Genomic DNA, 15,811 nt, shown 5'->3' with positions numbered 1-15,811 from the left:
CCGATGTGATCCCACCTAACCGCACCGCCGCCCGCAATTCTACTGGGCCTCGGCGCGTCGCAGTGTGAGGACCATGTCCTGGCGCCAGATCCCCTCGTCCAGGTAGCGCTCCCGGTTCACGACGCCGTAGCCCAGGCTTGCGTAGAAACCCATCGCGCTCTCCTGGGCCGACAGCTCCACGCGAACGTCGTCACCCGCCACATCAAGCGCCAGCTCGTGCATCGCGTTCATCAGCGCACGGCCCACCCCGGTGCCGCGGGCCCAAGAATGGACCGCCACGCGGCCCACGTGCACGTGCCCGGCCTCGTCGATCAAGAGCCGGGCAGTGCCGGCGTCATGCCCGCCCACCTCAGCCAGGACGTGGCGGGTGGGCGGAGCGAAATCGAGCGCGTCGATCTCGTTGGCCGCCTCCACGTGCTGCTCGTCGACGAACACGGCCATCCGGATCGCGAAGCAGCGCTCGAGCTCCTCGCGGGTGGTCACCTGCCAGACCCTCACGGCAGGCCGTATCCCTCACGCACGGTCGTGAGCGCCCGGGCCAGATCCTCCGCGTACGGCGACTCGAACTCGATGTAATGCCCTGTGGTTGGATGCTCGAAGCCGAGCTTGACGGCGTGCAGCCACTGCCGCTCCAACCCGAGCCGCTCGGCCTGCACCGGATCCGCGCCGTACATGACATCGCCCAGGCACGGGTGCTTGATGGCGGACATGTGCACGCGGATCTGGTGCGTGCGCCCCGTCTCCAGGTGAACCTCCACGAGCGAGGCCCCGGGCATCGCCTCGATCACGTCGTAGTGCGTGATCGCATGCTTGCCGTCCGCGCGCACGCCCATCTTCCACTGATGGCGCATGTCGCGCCCGATCGGCGCCTCCACCGTGCCCGACATGGGATCGGGGTGGCCTTGGATGAGCGCGTGGTAAACCTTCGTGACCGTCCGCTCCCGGAACGCGTGCTTGAGCCCCGAATAGGCCCGCTCGGACTTGGCCACCACCATGGCCCCCGACGTGCCTACGTCCAGCCGGTGCACGATCCCCTGGCGCTCTTGTGGGCCCGACGTCGTCAGCCGCACCCCCGAGGCGAGCAGTGCGCCCAGCACGTCGGGCCCCTCGAAGTTCTGGGAGGCATGGGCGGCCACCCCCGCGGGCTTGTCCACTACGATGATGTCCTCGTCCTCGAAGATCACGTCCATGCCCGCCACCGGCGTCTCGCGCACGAGCGGCTCCTCAACCGGCAGTTCCACCTCGAGCACACTACCCGGGCCCACCTTGGTCGAGTTCTTAGGGCGGGCACCGTCGAGCAACACGTCCCCGCGCACCACGAGCTCTGCGCACTTGGCCCGCGAGAGCCCGGTCATCGTGGCAAGGGTGGCATCGACGCGGCCGCCGGCCAGCCCGTCGGGAACAAGGTAGGTGTTCACTGGGTTTTCTCCGGGGTGCGTCCGAATTCGTAGGCGAGGAGGGCCACCACGCCCACCACCAGCGCGATGTCGGCCACGTTGCCCACGAAGTAGCCGTTGTAATCGATCATGTCCACCACGTGCCCGCTGGGGAATCCTGGCTCCCGGAAGAGCCGGTCGATCAAGTTGCCCACGGCGCCGCCCCAGACAAAGCCGAGGATGATCGCCGGCACCTGCGCCGAGCGCGCGATGACCACGGGCAGGCCCACGCTCACCACCGCGGCGATCGCCGTGATCACCCACGTCATCGAGTTGCCAAGCGAGAACGCGGCTCCTGAATTGAACACGAGGCGCAGCGACAGGAAGGAGCCGAGGAGCTCAATGCGTTCCCCGCCGCCGAGTGCGCCGAGTGCCCACTGCTTGACCAGCTGGTCGATCGCAATGGTGAGAAGGCCAAGAATAAAGGGAAGGGATTTCTTCATCTCACAAACAAGAAGAGGAGGACACAGCCGCGCCCTCCTCCCCCGAAAAACGAGTTACTGGTTACCCTGCATCTCAACGTTCTGCAGCAGCGACTCGAGGTAGCTGCGCAGGCGCGTGCGGTAGTCACGCTCGAACTCACGCAGCTCGGAGATCTTGCGCTCGAGCAGGGAGCGCTCCTCCTCCAGCTTGGTGAGCGTGCGGTTGTGAATGTCCTCCGCTTCGGTGATGATGCGGGTGCGCTCGGCGTTCGCCTCGGAGATGATGCGCTCCTCCTCGGCCTTGCCGTTAGCCACGTGCTCGTCGTGAAGACGCTGGGCCAGAGCGAGCATCGAGGTGGCGTCCGTGACCTCGTTCACCGGCTGGTCAACCTGGGCGAACTGGGCGGTGGAGGTGGCGTCCGACGGCGCGGCCTGATCGGACTGCGGGGTGGCAAGGCCAAGCTGGTTCTCGAGCTCCGTGATGCGAGCCTTCGCTGTCTGCAGCTGGGCCTCGAGCTCAGCCTTCTCCTTCGTCAGGGCCGCGATCGTTTCGGCGACCTCGTCGAGGAAGAAATCGACCTGATCCTTATCGAAGCCATCCTCGGCGCGCTGGGGTTCATTGAAGCGCATATTGACGACATCGTGCTCGGTTAGCTGAGCCATGTTCTTCACCTCGTGATCAATAAAGAATTGTTGCGGAGGGCATACCCGCGGTATAAACCCTCGTCTCGGCTTAGACTACTAGACCTGCGCCCCTTATACATAACGATTAATCGACTACCCGCGCGCCTCAACCGTTTAACACGTCACAGTTTTCGGCCCTAGCACCCGAGCGAAAGCCCACGTCCCACTCTCGCTACCGCGCGGATCCTAGAGCAGGTAGGCGAAGCGCTGGATCACCTGGACAGCAATGAACAGCACGATGAAGCCCAGGTCGAGGCTGACCCCGCCGAGGTTGAGCGGGGGAATGAACTTCGCCAGGAGCTTCAGCGGAGGGTCAGTCAGCTTGTAGATAAGGTTGGCGAGGACCACCAACGCTCCCGAGGGATACCAATCCCGCGAGAGAATCTGGACGAAATCCAGCACAACACGCCCGATGAGGACGAGGATGTAGAGCTGGCACGCCCAGAACAGGACTAGCCCAAAGATCGTCATCAGGAGAAGGCGCGCGGGGCTTCAGTGCCGTAGGAGTCGATCTTGACCGACTTCGGGGTCAGAAGGAAGACGTCCTCGGAGATGGAGTTGAAGGAGCCCTCGAGGCCGAAGGTGAGGCCGTAGGCGAAGTCCACGATGCGCTTGCGCTCGTCATCGGCGGCCTCGGACAGGTTGAGCACCACCGGCAGACCGTTGCGGAACTCGAGCGCGAAATCGGCGGCGTCGCGGAAGCTAGAGACCCACACGGTGACGATGCGCGCTACTTCGGGAGCCTGGGAGACCGGGCGGATCGGGCTCACGCTTTCGTAGTCCTCATCCTCCGGGTAGTCTTCGTACTCGTCGTAATCGACGTCGTCGTACTCGTCCTCCGGCATGGCCTTCGCTGCAATCTTGTCAAACAGACCCATGGGTGCACCTCTCTCGCATTGGCTGACTCTAAACTATTAGAGAAAACCGGGATTTCCGTGAGCGTCACGGGCGTGTCGCAAGATCTGAAGCACACCGGCGAAGCGGCCCGTCTGGGTTCCGGCGTGCGTGGCGCGGCGGTGTGAAAAATGGTCGGCGGATTCGTACGTGCACACGTCCGAGCGGTAAATCTGGCGTACACCGCACGCGCGCAGCTGGGCCTCCAGGCCCGCGGGGATGTCGAGCGAGGGTGTTCCCGACGACGTCGTGGCGAGACTTTCCGGCCACCTCCCACCGACCTCCTCGGCCAGTTCCTCCGAGACCTCGTAGCAGCGCCCGCAGATCGACGGGCCGAGGATCGCGATGACCTCCCCCTCGAGGTCGGCAACTGCGGACGGGCCGACGCCGAGGTCGAGCCCCGCGCGCCCCACGTGCACCACGGCGCCGCGTTGTCCGCTTTCCTCGACGAGGATGAGCGGCACGCAGTCGGCCACCATGACGGCGCCCACCTGCCCCTTGCCAAGGGCGATCGCGTCGGCCTCACCCACCTCGAGCCAACCGAAGCGCAACCGCGCGTCGAGGGCGTCGACGATGCGGGACCCGTGGACCTGGTCCATCCACGTGATCTCCTGGCCGATGTAATGGCCCAGTGCCAGGCGGTTGGCGTGGACATGAACCGGGTTGTCCCCCACGTGTATTCCCAAGTTGAGCGAGGCGTACTCGCCCGTCGACGACCCGCCGTGAACCGTGGTGAAACCGGCCCTCACGCCAGGCGGCAGCGGGCCCTCGAACCAGTCAATCATGGAAGAAGACACCCTCTCATTTTGCCAAAGAATCCCCGGCGCACATTCGCGCGCCGGGGAATAGGTTGGAGGAAGAAACTATTCGTCGCCGAACAGGAAGGGCGGGATGTCGAGGTCCGGGCGCTGGCGCTTCGGCTCCTCAACCACGGGCACCTCAAGCGGGGTGCCGCTGACCGCCGGGCGGTGGGCCGTCTGCACCGGCTCCTCCTGCTGGTAGGCCTGGCCCGGGGTGCGCTCCTCGGTGGCGGGCGGCACGGTCGGGACAGCCGGGGCGGACGTGACGGCCTGCTGAACGGGAGCCGCCGGGGCGGCCGGGGTGTCGAGTAGCACGTCGTCGGCCTCGTCGAAACCAGCGGCGATCACGGTCACGCGCACGTCGTCGCCCAGCGACTCGTCCACGATGATGCCGATGATGATGTTCGCGTTCGGGTCCACGGCCTCCTTGACCATCTGCGCCGCCTCGGACTGCTCGCGCAGGCCCAGGTCGGTAGAGGAGGTGAAGGCGAGAAGCACGCCGTGAGCGCCGTCGATACGGGCCTCCAGCAGTGGGGAGGAGATTGCGTTCTCGGTGGCGCGCAGCGCGCGGTCCGGGCCATTGGCGGTGCCGATGCCCATGATCGCGGTGCCGGCGTCCTTCATGATGGTCTTCACGTCCGCAAAATCGACGTTGACCACGCCCGGCATGGTGATGAGGTCGGAGATGCCCTTCACGCCGTTTTGGAGCACCTCGTCCGCCAGGCGGTAGGCCTCGATGATCGACAGGTCCTCCTCGGTCACCTCAAGCAGGCGATCGTTGGGGATGACGATCAGGGTGTCGACGGCGTCGCGAAGCTCTCGGATGCCGTCGTTAGCGTTGCGGGAGCGCTGGAGGCCCTCAAAGGAGAACGGGCGGGTGACCACGCCCACGGTGAGCGCGCCCTGCTCGCGGGCGGCACGCGCGATGACGGGAGCGGCGCCGGTGCCGGTTCCGCCGCCCTCGCCGGCGGTGACGAAGACCATATCCGCGCCCTCAAGGGTGGAGACGACGACGTCGAGGTTCTCCTCGGCAGCGCGCTTTCCCACCGTGGGGTCAGCGCCGGCACCCAGGCCGTTCGACACGTCGCGGCCGATATCAATCTTGGTTTCGGCCTCGGACTTGGCCAGGGACTGGCTGTCGGTGTTGACGGCGATGAAATCGACGCCGGCAAGGCCGTCCTGGATCATGCGATCGACAGCGTTGACGCCGCCTCCGCCGACCCCGACAACCTTGATGCTTGCAGAGTTGTTCAGAGCGTACATGTATCTTCCTTCCGAACTTCAAGTTCTACTTGAAGTTTTCTGTCTCCAACCTCGCGAAAAAGGTAGAGATCTCGGAAGGCAAATTCAATGACCTCGCCGGTGTGTTGCGAGATTCATCGGCTCACAGGCGCGTCCGGCACGGACACGTCGAAGAAGCTCGCCTGCTGGGTGAGCAGAACGGCCAGCACCTGGGCCTTGAACTCCCCGCGCTCGAGTCTACCCCAGTAGACCTGGCGCCCCTCGGTAAGGTTGAGCGTAACCAGGTTGCCCTTGGCCACCGACACCTCGGTCACCTGCGCGAGCACGGCCTGATCGAGCGCGCTCAAGACCTCGAGCCCGTCCGAGATGGCCTCGGCCGGGTCCAGCCCGTCGCTCGCCCCGATGCGCGGCAGTCCGGCCGCAACCTCGGGCGGCACCGTGAGCTTCGTCCCGTCCGCCGTCACGGCGCTACACGAATCCTTCGGCCCCAGGCATGCCACCGGCACCGACTCGGTGATCTCGATGCTCAGCGCGTGGCGGTAGTCCTTGGTCACCGTGGCCGAGGCGACCTCCGGGATGTCCCGGATATCTCCGGCGAGGGCCTCGGCGTCGAGAAGCACGAGGTTCTGACCGTCGTGTGCAGCCACGAGCTGTTCGAGCTGCGTTCGGTTGACGATCGAGGTTTCTGCGTATCCCGAGATCTGGTCTGTTGAGTACTGGTAGCGCAGGAGCGGGGAGGCGAGCACGATCCAGGCGAGCAGGGCGAGAAGGCCGACGACGCCTGCGCCGAGCCCAGCCCGCCGCAGGCGCACCCGCCGCGCCTCACGCTTGCGCTCCACGCGCCGGGCATCCAGCTCCCCCTCGTCCGCGCGCCTCGACGCCAGACGGCCGCGAAGCTCACCCCCGGCTGCCCGGGCCGACTGCATGAGGCGGCTGAACGCCCCGGGGCGCGCGAGCGCGCCGGGGTCCTCCGCACGGCCTCGCTCCCGTCGCATCTCCACGGGCTCGAGGTCTTCAGCCTCGGGATCCTCAGAGGCGGCGGAGTCCCCCGCCTCCGCGCTGTCCCAGTCGCCGCTTGCCCAATCCTCGGCCTCCCACTCGTCGGCGTCCCACTCGTCGTCGAGCGGCACCATCGGTGCCGTGGGGATGTAGTCCTCAGCGCTCGGACGCGGCCGGCGCAGCTCACCCCCGCCGTCACGATCGGTGGGACCGGTGAGCTTGCGCGGCTTCTTCGGTTGCCGGGGAGCCCTCATAGCGCCTCGAGTACGACGTCGGCTAGCTCGGTCACGTCGCCGGCGCCCATCGTGATGATGATGTCTCCAGGCGCCGACAGCTCGGCAATCCGGCGCGCGGCCTCAACGCGATCAGGCACCAGCTCCGCACCCGGCAGCTGGTCGGTGATGACATTCGACTCCGCGCCATCCTCCGGCACCTCGCGCGCGGCGTACACCGAGGTGAGGACCACCGAGTCCGCCAGCGCGAGCGCCTCGGCAAACTGCGTGGCGAAGATCTGCGTGCGCGAGTACAGGTGGGGCTGGAAGAGCACCCGCACGCCCGCGGCGCTCTGCTGGCGAGCAGTCTCGAGCGTGGCGCGCACCTCCGTGGGGTGGTGGGCGTAGTCATCGATGACGCGACGGCTCGCGACCTCGCCGCGCAGCTCGAAGCGCCGCCCGGTGCCGTGGAAGGTAGCAAGGGCCGCGGCCATCTGCGCCGGATCCTCGCCCAGCTCGATGCCCACCAGCAACGCGCCGGTGGCGTTCAAAACGTTGTGCTGGCCCGGAACGGACAGCGCCAGGTCGATCGGCTTGCCGCGGAAGCTCACCCGTGCCCCATCACCCGTGTCCTCGATCCGGGCGTGGTTCTCCAGCCCGTCCCCGCGCCCGTATGTCCACACGCGGATCCCCTCGGAGCGCGCACGCTCCCCCAGCTCAAGCGCGTCCTCACTGTCCGCACAGCACACGATCAGGCCGCCAAACTCGATCCGGCGGGCAAACTCCACGAAGGCCTCGAAGAAGGCCTCCTTCGAACCGTAGTGGTCGAGGTGGTCAGGCTCCACGTTCGTCACCAGCGCCACGCGCGGGCGGTAATTGAGGAAGGAGCCGTCCGATTCGTCAGCCTCCGCAATGAACATCTTGCCCGTGCCCAGGTGCGCGCCGGAAGCACCGCCGGCCAGGCGTCCCCCGATCGCGCGGGAGGGATCGCGCCCCAGGGATGCGAGAGCGACCGCGAGCATACCCGACGTCGTCGTCTTCCCGTGTGCCCCGGCCACCGCCACGAAGTCTTTGTCCGCCGCCGCGATGGCGAGGGCCTGGCTACGGTGGATGATCTCCTGGCCGCGTTCGGTGGCAACCATCAGCTCGGGGTTGTCGGCCTTGATCGCGGTGGAGACCACCACGGTGGCAGCCGGATCCACGTGCGCCGCGTCATGGCCCACAAAAACCGTGGCGCCCGCAGCCTTCAACCGCTGCAAGTTCGCCGAATCCTGCCGGTCAGAGCCGGTGACGGCCTCGCCGCGCTCGAGCAACAGCTCACCCACAACGCTCATGCCCGCGCCGCCCGCTCCAATGAGGTGGTACATCATCGCTCCTCCGCCAGGCGCATCGCGATACTGGCCAGGCGGCTGGCCGCGTTTAGCGGCGAGACGCCCTTGGAGCGCTCGGCCATCGTCTCCAGCTGATCGCCCTCGAAGAGGGGAAGGATCGCGGAGCGCACCTTCTCGGCCGTCAGCGCCTTGTTCTCGATGAGAATCGCTCCCCCGGCGCTCACCACGTCGCGCGCGTTGAGGGCCTGCTCGCCATTGCCCACCGGCAGCGGCACGAAAACGGCCGGGATGCCGAGCGCAGACAGCTCCGCCACCATGCCCGCCCCCGAACGGGAGACCGCCAGGTCCGCCACCGCGTAGGCGCTCTCCATGTCGGACAGGTAGTCGAGAACAACGTAGCCCGGGTCGGGCGCGGCCGCGCGGACGGCGTCGTCCTTGTCCTTGCCCGTGATGTGGAGGACCTGGACACCGGCGGCCCGGATGTCGGCGGCGGCCTGGGCGAACACCTCGTTCATGTGGAGGGCACCGGACGAACCGCCCGTGACCAGCATGATCGGCGACGCCGGGTCGAGCCCGAAGCGCGCGGCGGCCTCCTCACGCAGGCTCTTCCTCCCACCCGGGCGCGCCGAGAGCTGTTCGATCGCACGCTTGAGGGGAAGGCCCACGCTCACCGTGATGCCCTTCGCAGCGCGCAGCGGAGTGGAGGGGAAAGTGAGGGCCACCGTGGCCGCGAAGCGCGCTCCAAGCTTGTTCGCTATGCCCGGGCGGGCGTTGCCCTCATGCACAATCACCGGGATCTTGCGCTTGCGTGCCGCGAGGTAGACCGGGGTGGACACGTAGCCACCGAAACCAATGACCACCTCGGCGTCGTGGCGCTCAAGGATCTCCCCCGCCGCCGCGATCGCACCACGGAAATTCATGGGAAAGCGCACCACATCCAGGGAGGGCTTGCGCGGCAACGGCACCCGCGGGATGGTCTCTAGCCGAACGTCGGCCGCAGGAACCAGGGTGGTCTCAAGTCCGGCGGCGGTGCCCACCGCCACTACCTGCGTGCCCGGGTATTCCTCCGTAATGGCGTTGGCCGTGGCCAACAGAGGGTTGACGTGGCCGGCCGTTCCCCCTCCCGCAAGTATGATTGCCATTATCGATTGCTCCTCACTACGGTCCGGATTCGTTGCACAAGCCTACCGCGAACCCGCCAGCTCTCCCGAACCCCCGGCACGGCCAGTGCGGCGGACATGACGCACCCCACCATCGCCAGCGTGGCGAGCATGGACGATCCGCCCATGGAGATGAAGGGCAGCGGCACGCCGAACACGGGAGCGAGGCCGGTGACCACGTACATGTTGGCCAGCGCCTGCCCGCACAGCCACAGCGCCGCACCCGCGGTCATGAGCTGGGCGTACCTGTTGGGGTGCTTGCGGCAGATCTCCACCAGGCTCCAGCCAAGCGCGAGGAAGAGGACGATGACGGTCACCGTGCCGAGCAGGCCAAGCTCCTCGCCGATGACCGCGAAGATGAAGTCGGTGTGGGCCTCGGACAGGTCGCGCCACTTCTCCTTGCCCGCGCCGATCCCGGCGCCCGTCAGCCCGCCCGTGCCGAAGGCGAACTGGGCGAAGTCGGACTGCTTGGGCAGGTGGGTGTCGGGCAGGGTAAACAGGTCAGAGACGAACTCGCCGATGCGGCGCAGACGCGAGGGGTTGGCCGCCACCATGGCACCCACGCCCAAGCCGCCGAAGAACGCCACGATCCCCAAATGCTTGAGCCGCAGGCCCGCGAGGAAGAACAGGCCGCCGGCGATGAGAATATAGATGAGGCCCGTTCCCACGTCTCCGCCAGCGAGCACCAGGCCCACCGCAACGAGGAAGCCGAGGGCTGGGATCCACAGCGTGCGCAGGTCCTCGACTTCCTTCAGCTGAAGGCGGGCGAGCATGTGGGCGAGCCACAAAACGAGCGCGAGCTTGATGAACTCCGAGGGCTGGACCGTGATCGGGCCGAGCGAAAGCCAGTTGTTGTTGCCGGCCACGCCCCCACCCTGGGCGAGCACGCCAATCTGGAGCAGGCAACCGATGGCAAGGAAGAGGTGCACGAAGCGCCTGGTCACCTGGTACGGGATGAGCGCCATGACGATGAGGCCCACGATCCCGATGAGGGTGGTGAGCGCCTGGCGGGTCGCCACAGAAAATAGCGTGAGGTCCGGGTTGGCGTCCACCGCCCGGATCGAGCTAGGGGCCGTGGCCGAATACACCATGACCACGCCAAAGATCGTGAGGAGGAACGTGGAAGCGACGACCACCACGAGCGCCCGCTGAATGTCATCGCGGCGGGTGAGCTCGCGCTCCGAGAGCGCCGGACTATCAATGCTCGTCATCGTCACCGCCCAGCCTCGCCGCCGCCGCAGCGAACTTCTCCCCGCGCTCGGCGTAGGAGGCGAACTGATCCTGGGAGGCGCAGGCCGGCGCCAAAATGACCGTGTCGCCCGGCTGGGCAAGGTCGGTGGCCGCCCCGACCGCGTCATCCATCGGCGCGTCAGCATCCTCGGCCACGTAGTGGACCGGTACCTCGAGGCCGGCAAGCGCCGAGCGCCACGGCTCCTGATCACGCCCGATCACGACGACGGCGCGCAGGTTCGCGGCCACCTTCGCCACGAGCGCCTCGAAGCGGGCACCCTTGGCCAGCCCGCCCACGATCCACACGGCGTTTTCGAGCGCGCGCAGGGAGGCCTCGGCGGCATGGGCGTTGGTGGCCTTCGAGTCATCGACGTAGCGCACGCCGCCCACGTGGGCCACGGTCTCGATGCGGTGGTGGCCGCCCGTGAACTCTCGTAGCCCCTGGCGCACCGCCTCCGGCTCCACCCCGACCGCGCGCGCGAGTGCCGCGGCGGCCAGTGCGTCCTTGGCGATGTGCACGGGCAACGCCGTGCCCTCGGGGGCGAGGTGAGCGATGTCGGCAACATCGAAAAGCACCTCGGCGTGCGTGTGGCGGCGGGGAATGAAGGCGCGGTCCACGGCGTGCTCGTCCACGAAACCCAGCTGGCCCACGGACGGCACTCCCATCGACAGCCCGATCGCACGGGCTCCCTCCACTACATCGGCGCCATCCACCATCGCCTGCACCGTCTCATCCCCCACCGGGTAGAGGCACGCCGCGTGCGTGTTGGTGTAAATCCGGGCCTTCGCATCCCGGTAGTCGGCGAAAGTGCCGTGCCACTCGAGGTGGTCGTCGGCGATGTTGAGGCACACGGCCGCGGCCGGCTCCATTGAGTAGGTGGCGGCCAGCTGGAAGGAGGACAGCTCGAAGGCGAAGACCTCCGGCGCGTCCTCACTCGTCTCGCTCACGGCCGTCACGGCCGGGGTGCCGACGTTTCCGACGGCGAGCGCCCGGCGCCCGCCCGCTCGGAGGATTGCCTCGGTCATGGTCACGGTGGTCGTCTTGCCGTTTGTGCCGGTGATGCAGAGCCAAGGCGCGAAGACGCCGTCGTGCGCGGCACGCAGGTGCCAGGCAAGCTCGATCTCGGACCACACGGGCACGCCGGCTGCGCGTAGCGCCTGCCACTCGGGGCCGACCTGCCGGAAGCCCGGGGCGATAATCACTAGGTCCGGGCCCCAGGAGAGCAGCGCCTCAAGCAGGGCGGCCGGATCCGCCTCCGAGCCACCGTCCAGGTGGGCGTAGGGTTCGCGGGCCGACGGATTCGCGTCCCACGCCGACAGCACGGCCTGCGTGTGCCGCGCGAGCGCGTCAAGGGAGGCCCGGCCGGAAATCCCCAGGCCGAGCACCGCCACGCGCATGGAGGAAAACTGCGCCGCGCCGGGAATCGAACGCGTCATTGCCGCGCCAACCATTCTGCGTAGAACAGGCCAATACCGGCGGCCGCCATGAGAGCCTGGATGAGCCAGAAGCGCACCACGATCGTCACTTCCTTCCAGCCCTTGAGCTCGAAGTGGTGGTGCAGCGGCGCCATCCGGAACACGCGCTTGCCCGTGGCCTTAAACACACCGATCTGGATGACGTCCGACATGACGATGATGACGAACAGGCCGCCCAGCATGACGCCGAGGATCTCGGTGCGGGTGAGGATGGTGAGCCCGGCGAACGCGCCGCCGAGCGCGAGCGAACCGGTGTCCCCCATGAAGATCGCGGCCGGGGAGGTGTTGTGCCACAGGAAGCCCAGGCACGCGCCCACAATCGCGGCGGCCACGATCGCCAGGTCGCGCGGGTCGCGCACGTCGTAGCAGCCCGGGGCGGGGTTCACCACTGACGAGCACGTCTGGTAGGACTGCCAGATCGTGACGAAGGCGTACCCGGCGAACGCGATCGCGGATGCGCCAGAGGCAAGGCCGTCCAGGCCGTCGGTGAGGTTGACCGCGTTCGACCAGGCCGTGATGAGGAAGTTGGCCCAGATGATAAAGAGGATCAGACCCACCACGATCCCGAAGTGGGCAAGATTAATGTTCGTGTCGCGCACGAAAGAGATCCGGGTGCTTCCGGGCGTGCGGTTGTAATCGTTGCGGAACTGCAACACTGCCGCGGCGAACGAAATGCCCACCACCGCCTGCCCGATGATCTTCGCGATCGGGGTCAGGCCGAGCGAGCGTTCGTTGCGGATCTTGGCAAAATCGTCGAAGAAGCCAATGAGGCCCATGCCCACCATGAGGCCGAGCAGCAAGACGCCCGAGGCGTTCGGGCCGCGCCCGGTGGCGATGTTCGCCATCGTGTAGCCAACGATTGTGGCGAAGATGATGACGATGCCGCCCATCGTGGGCGTACCACGCTTAACGAGGTGCGTGGTCGGTCCGTCCTCGCGGATGAACTGGCCATAGGAGCGTTTCCGCAAGAAACGCACAAGCACCGGCGTGCCGAGCAGCGCCACGAGCAGCGATGCCGCCACCGAGATGAGAATTGCGAGCATTTAGTCCTCTCTCACCAGCGCGTCAGCCACGCGCCACACGCCCGAACCGTTCGAACCTTTTAGCAAGACTACGTCACCTTTGGCCAGGATCGTGGTAGCCACGTCGAGCGCTGTTTCAGATGAGGCGGTCTGTGTGGCGAGCCCGGCCGCGGCCGCGGCGTGCGTCAGGGGCCGTGTTTCTTCGCCGACGCCGATCACGACGTCGACCCCGCGGGCGGCGGCATAGTGCCCGATCGCCTCGTGCTCGGCATCCGCGTCCGCACCGAGCTCGAGCATGGCGCCAAGGATTGCGACCTTGCGCCGGCCCTCCCCAAGCCGCTCGAGGGCGTCGAGCCCGGCCCGCATGGAATCGGGGTTGGCATTGTACGAATCGTCGATGATGAGGATGCCGCCGCGCTCGGAGACAGACATGCGGTGCGGGCTAGCCGCGCCCGTCTCGCTCAGCACGCGCGCGACCTCCTCCACGCCAATCCCGTAGTAGTCGGCCACGGTTGCGGCGGCCAGTGCGTTGGACACGTGGTGCTCGCCCACGAGCGCCAACGTCACCGGCGCACGGCCGGTGGAGGTGACGAGCACGAAGGTGGCCCGACCGGCGTCGTTAACGCTCACGTCCTCGGCATGAACGCCGGGAAGGGCCGGGTCGCCGAAGAAGAGCAGGTCGCGATCGGTGAGCTTGGCCATGGCCCGCACTCGCTCGTCAAGGGCATTGAGGATGACGGTGCCGCCCTCGCGCACGCCTGTCACCATCTCCGACTTGGCCTTGGCCACGTTCTCGATCCCACCGAAGTGGCCCAGGTGCGCGCGGGCCACGATGAGGACCACGCCCACGTCGGGCGGCGCGATCGAGGTCAGGTAGTCGATGTTGCCCATGTGGTCGGCGCCCATCTCGAGGACGAGGGTGGCGGTATCGGCGCCGGCGCGCAGGACGGTGAGCGGCAGGCCGAGCTCGTTATTGAAGGAGCCGGGCGGGGCGATGATCGGCCCGCGGATCGCCAGCAACGCGGCGAGTAGGTCTTTCGTGGTGGTCTTGCCCACCGAGCCGGTCACAGCCACCACCTGCAGGCGCGGGTTCGCCTCGCGCGCCCGACGCAGGCTTTCGCGGGCCAGACGGCCGAGGGCCGCGAGCACGTCGTCGACCACGATGAGGCGATTGGCCGGCGCCCCGGAGGCGAGGGCCACCTCGCGGCCGGCGGTCATGACGGCGCTGGCCCCGGCCTCAATGGCCTGGCCCGCCAGCGTGGAGCCGTCCACGCGCTCGCCTGCGATCGCCACGAAAAGCTCCCCGCCGCGGATCTGACGCGTGTCGGAGACAACCGCCACCACCTCGCCGGTGGCCGGCGCCTCGATGCGGCCACCGGCGTCCGCCGCCGCCTGTTCGATCGAGATCGGAATCATTCGCCCTCCCTGAGCCTCAGCGCCGTGCGTGCCACCACGCGGTCATCGATGTCGATGGCGCGGCCCGCGACGTCCTGAACCGTCTCGTGCCCGCGCCCTGCAATAAGGATAGTGTCATCCTCCCCCGCGCCCATGACCGCCGAGGTGATGGCCCGCTCACGGTCGCCGATCTCGGCGTAGTCAAAGCCCGCCGGAATCCCCTCGATCATCTCAGCCCGGATTCGAGCCGGGTCCTCGGTGTGCGGGTCGTCGTCGGTGATAATCAGGTAGTCGGCGTGCTCGGCCACGGCAGCAGCCATCATCGGGCGCTTGCCCCGATCCCGATCACCCGCCGATCCCGTCACGACGACGAGGCGCCCGCCACGCGCGGCGCGCAGCGACGTCATCGCCTTGACCAGGGCGTCGGTGTTGTGCGCGAAGTCCACCACGGTGTAGGGACGCTCCCCCACCAGCTCCATGCGACCCGGGATCGCCGGGCTGATCCCGCGCTCGCCGAGGGCTGCCGCCAGTTCCTGCGGGGCCACCCCCGATTCCATCACCATGACGGCGGCCAGCGCGGCGTTGGCCACGTTAAAGTCGCCAGGCAAGCGGGTGAGCGTCTCCAAGCTTCCGAGCGGGCCGGTCAGGCTGATCGTCTGCACGCCCGTCTCGAACGCCGAGGTGCCCTGCCAGTCGGCGTCGTTACCCCGAACGGAGAGGGAGACAACCGCGCCCGGCCTGCGCCCCGATACCTCGCGAAAGAGCCGGCGCCCCCACTCGTCGTCGACCATGATGACGCCGCGCGTCGAGTGCTCCTCGTCGAAGAGCAGCGCCTTGGCCTGGAAGTACTCCTCGAAAGTCTTGTGGTAGTCGAGGTGGTCCTGGGTGAGGTTCGTAAAGCCCGCCACGTCGAAGCGGATGGGGTTCGTGCGGCCCTGGGCGAGGGCGTGGGAGGAGGTCTCCATGACGAGGTCGGTGCCCCCACGGGCCACGAGGTCGGCCAGCATGCGTTGGAGGTCCACCGGCTGGGGCGTGGTCAGCTGCGCCGGCATCGCCTCCCCCGCGATCCGCACCTCGACCGTGCCGATGAGGCCAGTGGTGCGGCCCAGGCGGGCGAGCGCGTCCTCGATCATGTAGGCCGTGGAGGTCTTGCCGTTCGTGCCGGTCACGGCGAAGGTGGTGAGCCGCTCGTCCGGGCGGCCGAAGCAGAAGGAGGCCACGAGCCCGGCCACGCGCGCCGGGTCGGCCACAACGAGCACGGGCACACCGACGTCGCCCGCAATCTCCGCGCCCTCGGCGTCGGTGAGCACCGCGGCGGCACCCGCATCGACAGCGGCGCGCGCAAAGCGGGCGGCGTGCACAGTGGCGCCACGGACTGCCACGAAGAGGTCACCCGGGCGGACCTGACGGTTGTCGGCGCACACCCCCGTGACCGATCCGACCGCGGGGGCGATGTGCAAAAGCTCGGCGAGGTCGGCGAGCTCAGTGAGCGATGGAGGCATCATTTT

Annotated in this window: 16 protein-coding genes; all 16 read right to left on the bottom strand. The window is 67.7% G+C overall.

Features of this window, described 5'->3' with window-relative positions; all coding sequences use genetic code 11:
- Positions 1-39: 39 nt before the first annotated feature.
- A complete protein-coding gene (locus QPC17_RS03430) occupies positions 40-498 on the bottom strand; it encodes a GNAT family N-acetyltransferase (protein ID WP_285347467.1) in 459 nt (152 codons plus the stop codon).
- On the bottom strand, positions 495-1,355 hold the full coding sequence (locus QPC17_RS03425; protein WP_432049311.1) for an RluA family pseudouridine synthase: 861 nt from the start codon (positions 1,353-1,355) through the stop codon (positions 495-497). Before QPC17_RS03425 ends, QPC17_RS03430 begins: the two co-directional genes overlap by 4 nt.
- Positions 1,356-1,414: 59 nt before the next feature.
- Positions 1,415-1,879 (bottom strand): signal peptidase II, encoded by a 465-nt coding sequence (gene lspA, locus QPC17_RS03420; RefSeq protein ID WP_062612195.1) that lies wholly within the window; start codon positions 1,877-1,879, stop codon positions 1,415-1,417.
- A gap of 54 nt (positions 1,880-1,933) precedes the next feature.
- On the bottom strand, positions 1,934-2,521 hold the full coding sequence (locus QPC17_RS03415) for a DivIVA domain-containing protein (protein ID WP_062612681.1): 588 nt from the start codon (positions 2,519-2,521) through the stop codon (positions 1,934-1,936).
- Positions 2,522-2,728: 207 nt separating this feature from the next.
- On the bottom strand, positions 2,729-3,013 hold the full coding sequence (locus tag QPC17_RS03410; protein ID WP_070445370.1) for a YggT family protein: 285 nt from the start codon (positions 3,011-3,013) through the stop codon (positions 2,729-2,731).
- The gene (locus QPC17_RS03405) at positions 3,013-3,420 is read right to left on the bottom strand and encodes a cell division protein SepF (protein WP_062612191.1); all 408 of its coding nucleotides are present in this window, start codon (positions 3,418-3,420) and stop codon (positions 3,013-3,015) included. Before QPC17_RS03405 ends, QPC17_RS03410 begins: the two co-directional genes overlap by 1 nt.
- A 36-nt stretch (positions 3,421-3,456) precedes the next feature.
- Positions 3,457-4,233 carry a purine nucleoside phosphorylase YfiH/LACC1 family protein gene (locus tag QPC17_RS03400; RefSeq protein ID WP_143601938.1) on the bottom strand — a complete coding sequence of 259 codons (777 nt, stop codon included), beginning with the start codon at positions 4,231-4,233 and terminating at the stop codon, positions 3,457-3,459.
- 66 nt (positions 4,234-4,299) lie between these two features.
- Positions 4,300-5,499 (bottom strand): cell division protein FtsZ, encoded by a 1,200-nt coding sequence (gene ftsZ / locus QPC17_RS03395; protein WP_285321241.1) that lies wholly within the window; start codon positions 5,497-5,499, stop codon positions 4,300-4,302.
- A gap of 113 nt (positions 5,500-5,612) precedes the next feature.
- Complete coding sequence (locus QPC17_RS03390) at positions 5,613-6,731, bottom strand: cell division protein FtsQ/DivIB (RefSeq protein WP_285347465.1); 1,119 nt, start codon at positions 6,729-6,731, stop codon at positions 5,613-5,615.
- Positions 6,728-8,059, bottom strand: coding sequence for a UDP-N-acetylmuramate--L-alanine ligase (gene murC / locus QPC17_RS03385; protein WP_062612183.1), 1,332 nt, complete (start codon positions 8,057-8,059; stop codon positions 6,728-6,730). Before murC ends, QPC17_RS03390 begins: the two co-directional genes overlap by 4 nt.
- Positions 8,056-9,162, bottom strand: a complete 1,107-nt coding sequence (gene murG / locus QPC17_RS03380; protein WP_285347464.1) for an undecaprenyldiphospho-muramoylpentapeptide beta-N-acetylglucosaminyltransferase — start codon at positions 9,160-9,162, stop codon at positions 8,056-8,058. The genes murC and murG overlap by 4 nt, the downstream gene beginning before the upstream one ends.
- Positions 9,162-10,391: an FtsW/RodA/SpoVE family cell cycle protein gene (locus tag QPC17_RS03375; protein ID WP_062612179.1), complete on the bottom strand. Its 1,230-nt coding sequence runs from the start codon at positions 10,389-10,391 to the stop codon at positions 9,162-9,164. The genes murG and QPC17_RS03375 overlap by 1 nt, the downstream gene beginning before the upstream one ends.
- The gene (gene murD / locus QPC17_RS03370; RefSeq protein WP_210382942.1) at positions 10,378-11,847 is read right to left on the bottom strand and encodes a UDP-N-acetylmuramoyl-L-alanine--D-glutamate ligase; all 1,470 of its coding nucleotides are present in this window, start codon (positions 11,845-11,847) and stop codon (positions 10,378-10,380) included. The genes QPC17_RS03375 and murD overlap by 14 nt, the downstream gene beginning before the upstream one ends.
- Positions 11,844-12,929 (bottom strand): phospho-N-acetylmuramoyl-pentapeptide-transferase, encoded by a 1,086-nt coding sequence (mraY, locus tag QPC17_RS03365; RefSeq protein ID WP_062612175.1) that lies wholly within the window; start codon positions 12,927-12,929, stop codon positions 11,844-11,846. The genes murD and mraY overlap by 4 nt, the downstream gene beginning before the upstream one ends.
- Positions 12,930-14,324: a UDP-N-acetylmuramoyl-tripeptide--D-alanyl-D-alanine ligase gene (locus QPC17_RS03360; protein ID WP_070445381.1), complete on the bottom strand. Its 1,395-nt coding sequence runs from the start codon at positions 14,322-14,324 to the stop codon at positions 12,930-12,932. It abuts the gene before it with no gap.
- The gene (locus tag QPC17_RS03355) at positions 14,321-15,808 is read right to left on the bottom strand and encodes a UDP-N-acetylmuramoyl-L-alanyl-D-glutamate--2,6-diaminopimelate ligase (RefSeq protein WP_285347463.1); all 1,488 of its coding nucleotides are present in this window, start codon (positions 15,806-15,808) and stop codon (positions 14,321-14,323) included. Before QPC17_RS03355 ends, QPC17_RS03360 begins: the two co-directional genes overlap by 4 nt.
- Positions 15,809-15,811 lie beyond the last annotated feature (3 nt).

It is taken from the genome of Trueperella bernardiae (assembly GCF_030246965.1).
Taxonomy (GTDB): domain Bacteria; phylum Actinomycetota; class Actinomycetes; order Actinomycetales; family Actinomycetaceae; genus Trueperella; species Trueperella bernardiae.
This window is presented reverse-complemented; position numbering and strand designations above follow the sequence as displayed.

Excerpts from the sequence above, each read along its gene's own strand:
- QPC17_RS03425 (WP_432049311.1), bottom strand. The coding sequence starts at position 1,355 with ATGACCGGGCTCTCGCGGGCCAAGTGCGCAGAGCTCGTGGTGCGCGGG.
- lspA (WP_062612195.1), bottom strand. The coding sequence starts at position 1,879 with ATGAAGAAATCCCTTCCCTTTATTCTTGGCCTTCTCACCATTGCGATC.
- QPC17_RS03415 (WP_062612681.1), bottom strand. The coding sequence starts at position 2,521 with ATGGCTCAGCTAACCGAGCACGATGTCGTCAATATGCGCTTCAATGAA.
- QPC17_RS03410 (WP_070445370.1), bottom strand. The coding sequence starts at position 3,013 with ATGACGATCTTTGGGCTAGTCCTGTTCTGGGCGTGCCAGCTCTACATC.
- QPC17_RS03405 (WP_062612191.1), bottom strand. The coding sequence starts at position 3,420 with ATGGGTCTGTTTGACAAGATTGCAGCGAAGGCCATGCCGGAGGACGAG.
- ftsZ (WP_285321241.1), bottom strand. The coding sequence starts at position 5,499 with ATGTACGCTCTGAACAACTCTGCAAGCATCAAGGTTGTCGGGGTCGGC.
- QPC17_RS03390 (WP_285347465.1), bottom strand. The coding sequence starts at position 6,731 with ATGAGGGCTCCCCGGCAACCGAAGAAGCCGCGCAAGCTCACCGGTCCC.
- murC (WP_062612183.1), bottom strand. The coding sequence starts at position 8,059 with ATGATGTACCACCTCATTGGAGCGGGCGGCGCGGGCATGAGCGTTGTG.
- murG (WP_285347464.1), bottom strand. The coding sequence starts at position 9,162 with ATGGCAATCATACTTGCGGGAGGGGGAACGGCCGGCCACGTCAACCCT.
- QPC17_RS03375 (WP_062612179.1), bottom strand. The coding sequence starts at position 10,391 with ATGACGAGCATTGATAGTCCGGCGCTCTCGGAGCGCGAGCTCACCCGC.
- murD (WP_210382942.1), bottom strand. The coding sequence starts at position 11,847 with ATGACGCGTTCGATTCCCGGCGCGGCGCAGTTTTCCTCCATGCGCGTG.
- mraY (WP_062612175.1), bottom strand. The coding sequence starts at position 12,929 with ATGCTCGCAATTCTCATCTCGGTGGCGGCATCGCTGCTCGTGGCGCTG.
- QPC17_RS03360 (WP_070445381.1), bottom strand. The coding sequence starts at position 14,324 with ATGATTCCGATCTCGATCGAACAGGCGGCGGCGGACGCCGGTGGCCGC.
- QPC17_RS03355 (WP_285347463.1), bottom strand. The coding sequence starts at position 15,808 with ATGATGCCTCCATCGCTCACTGAGCTCGCCGACCTCGCCGAGCTTTTG.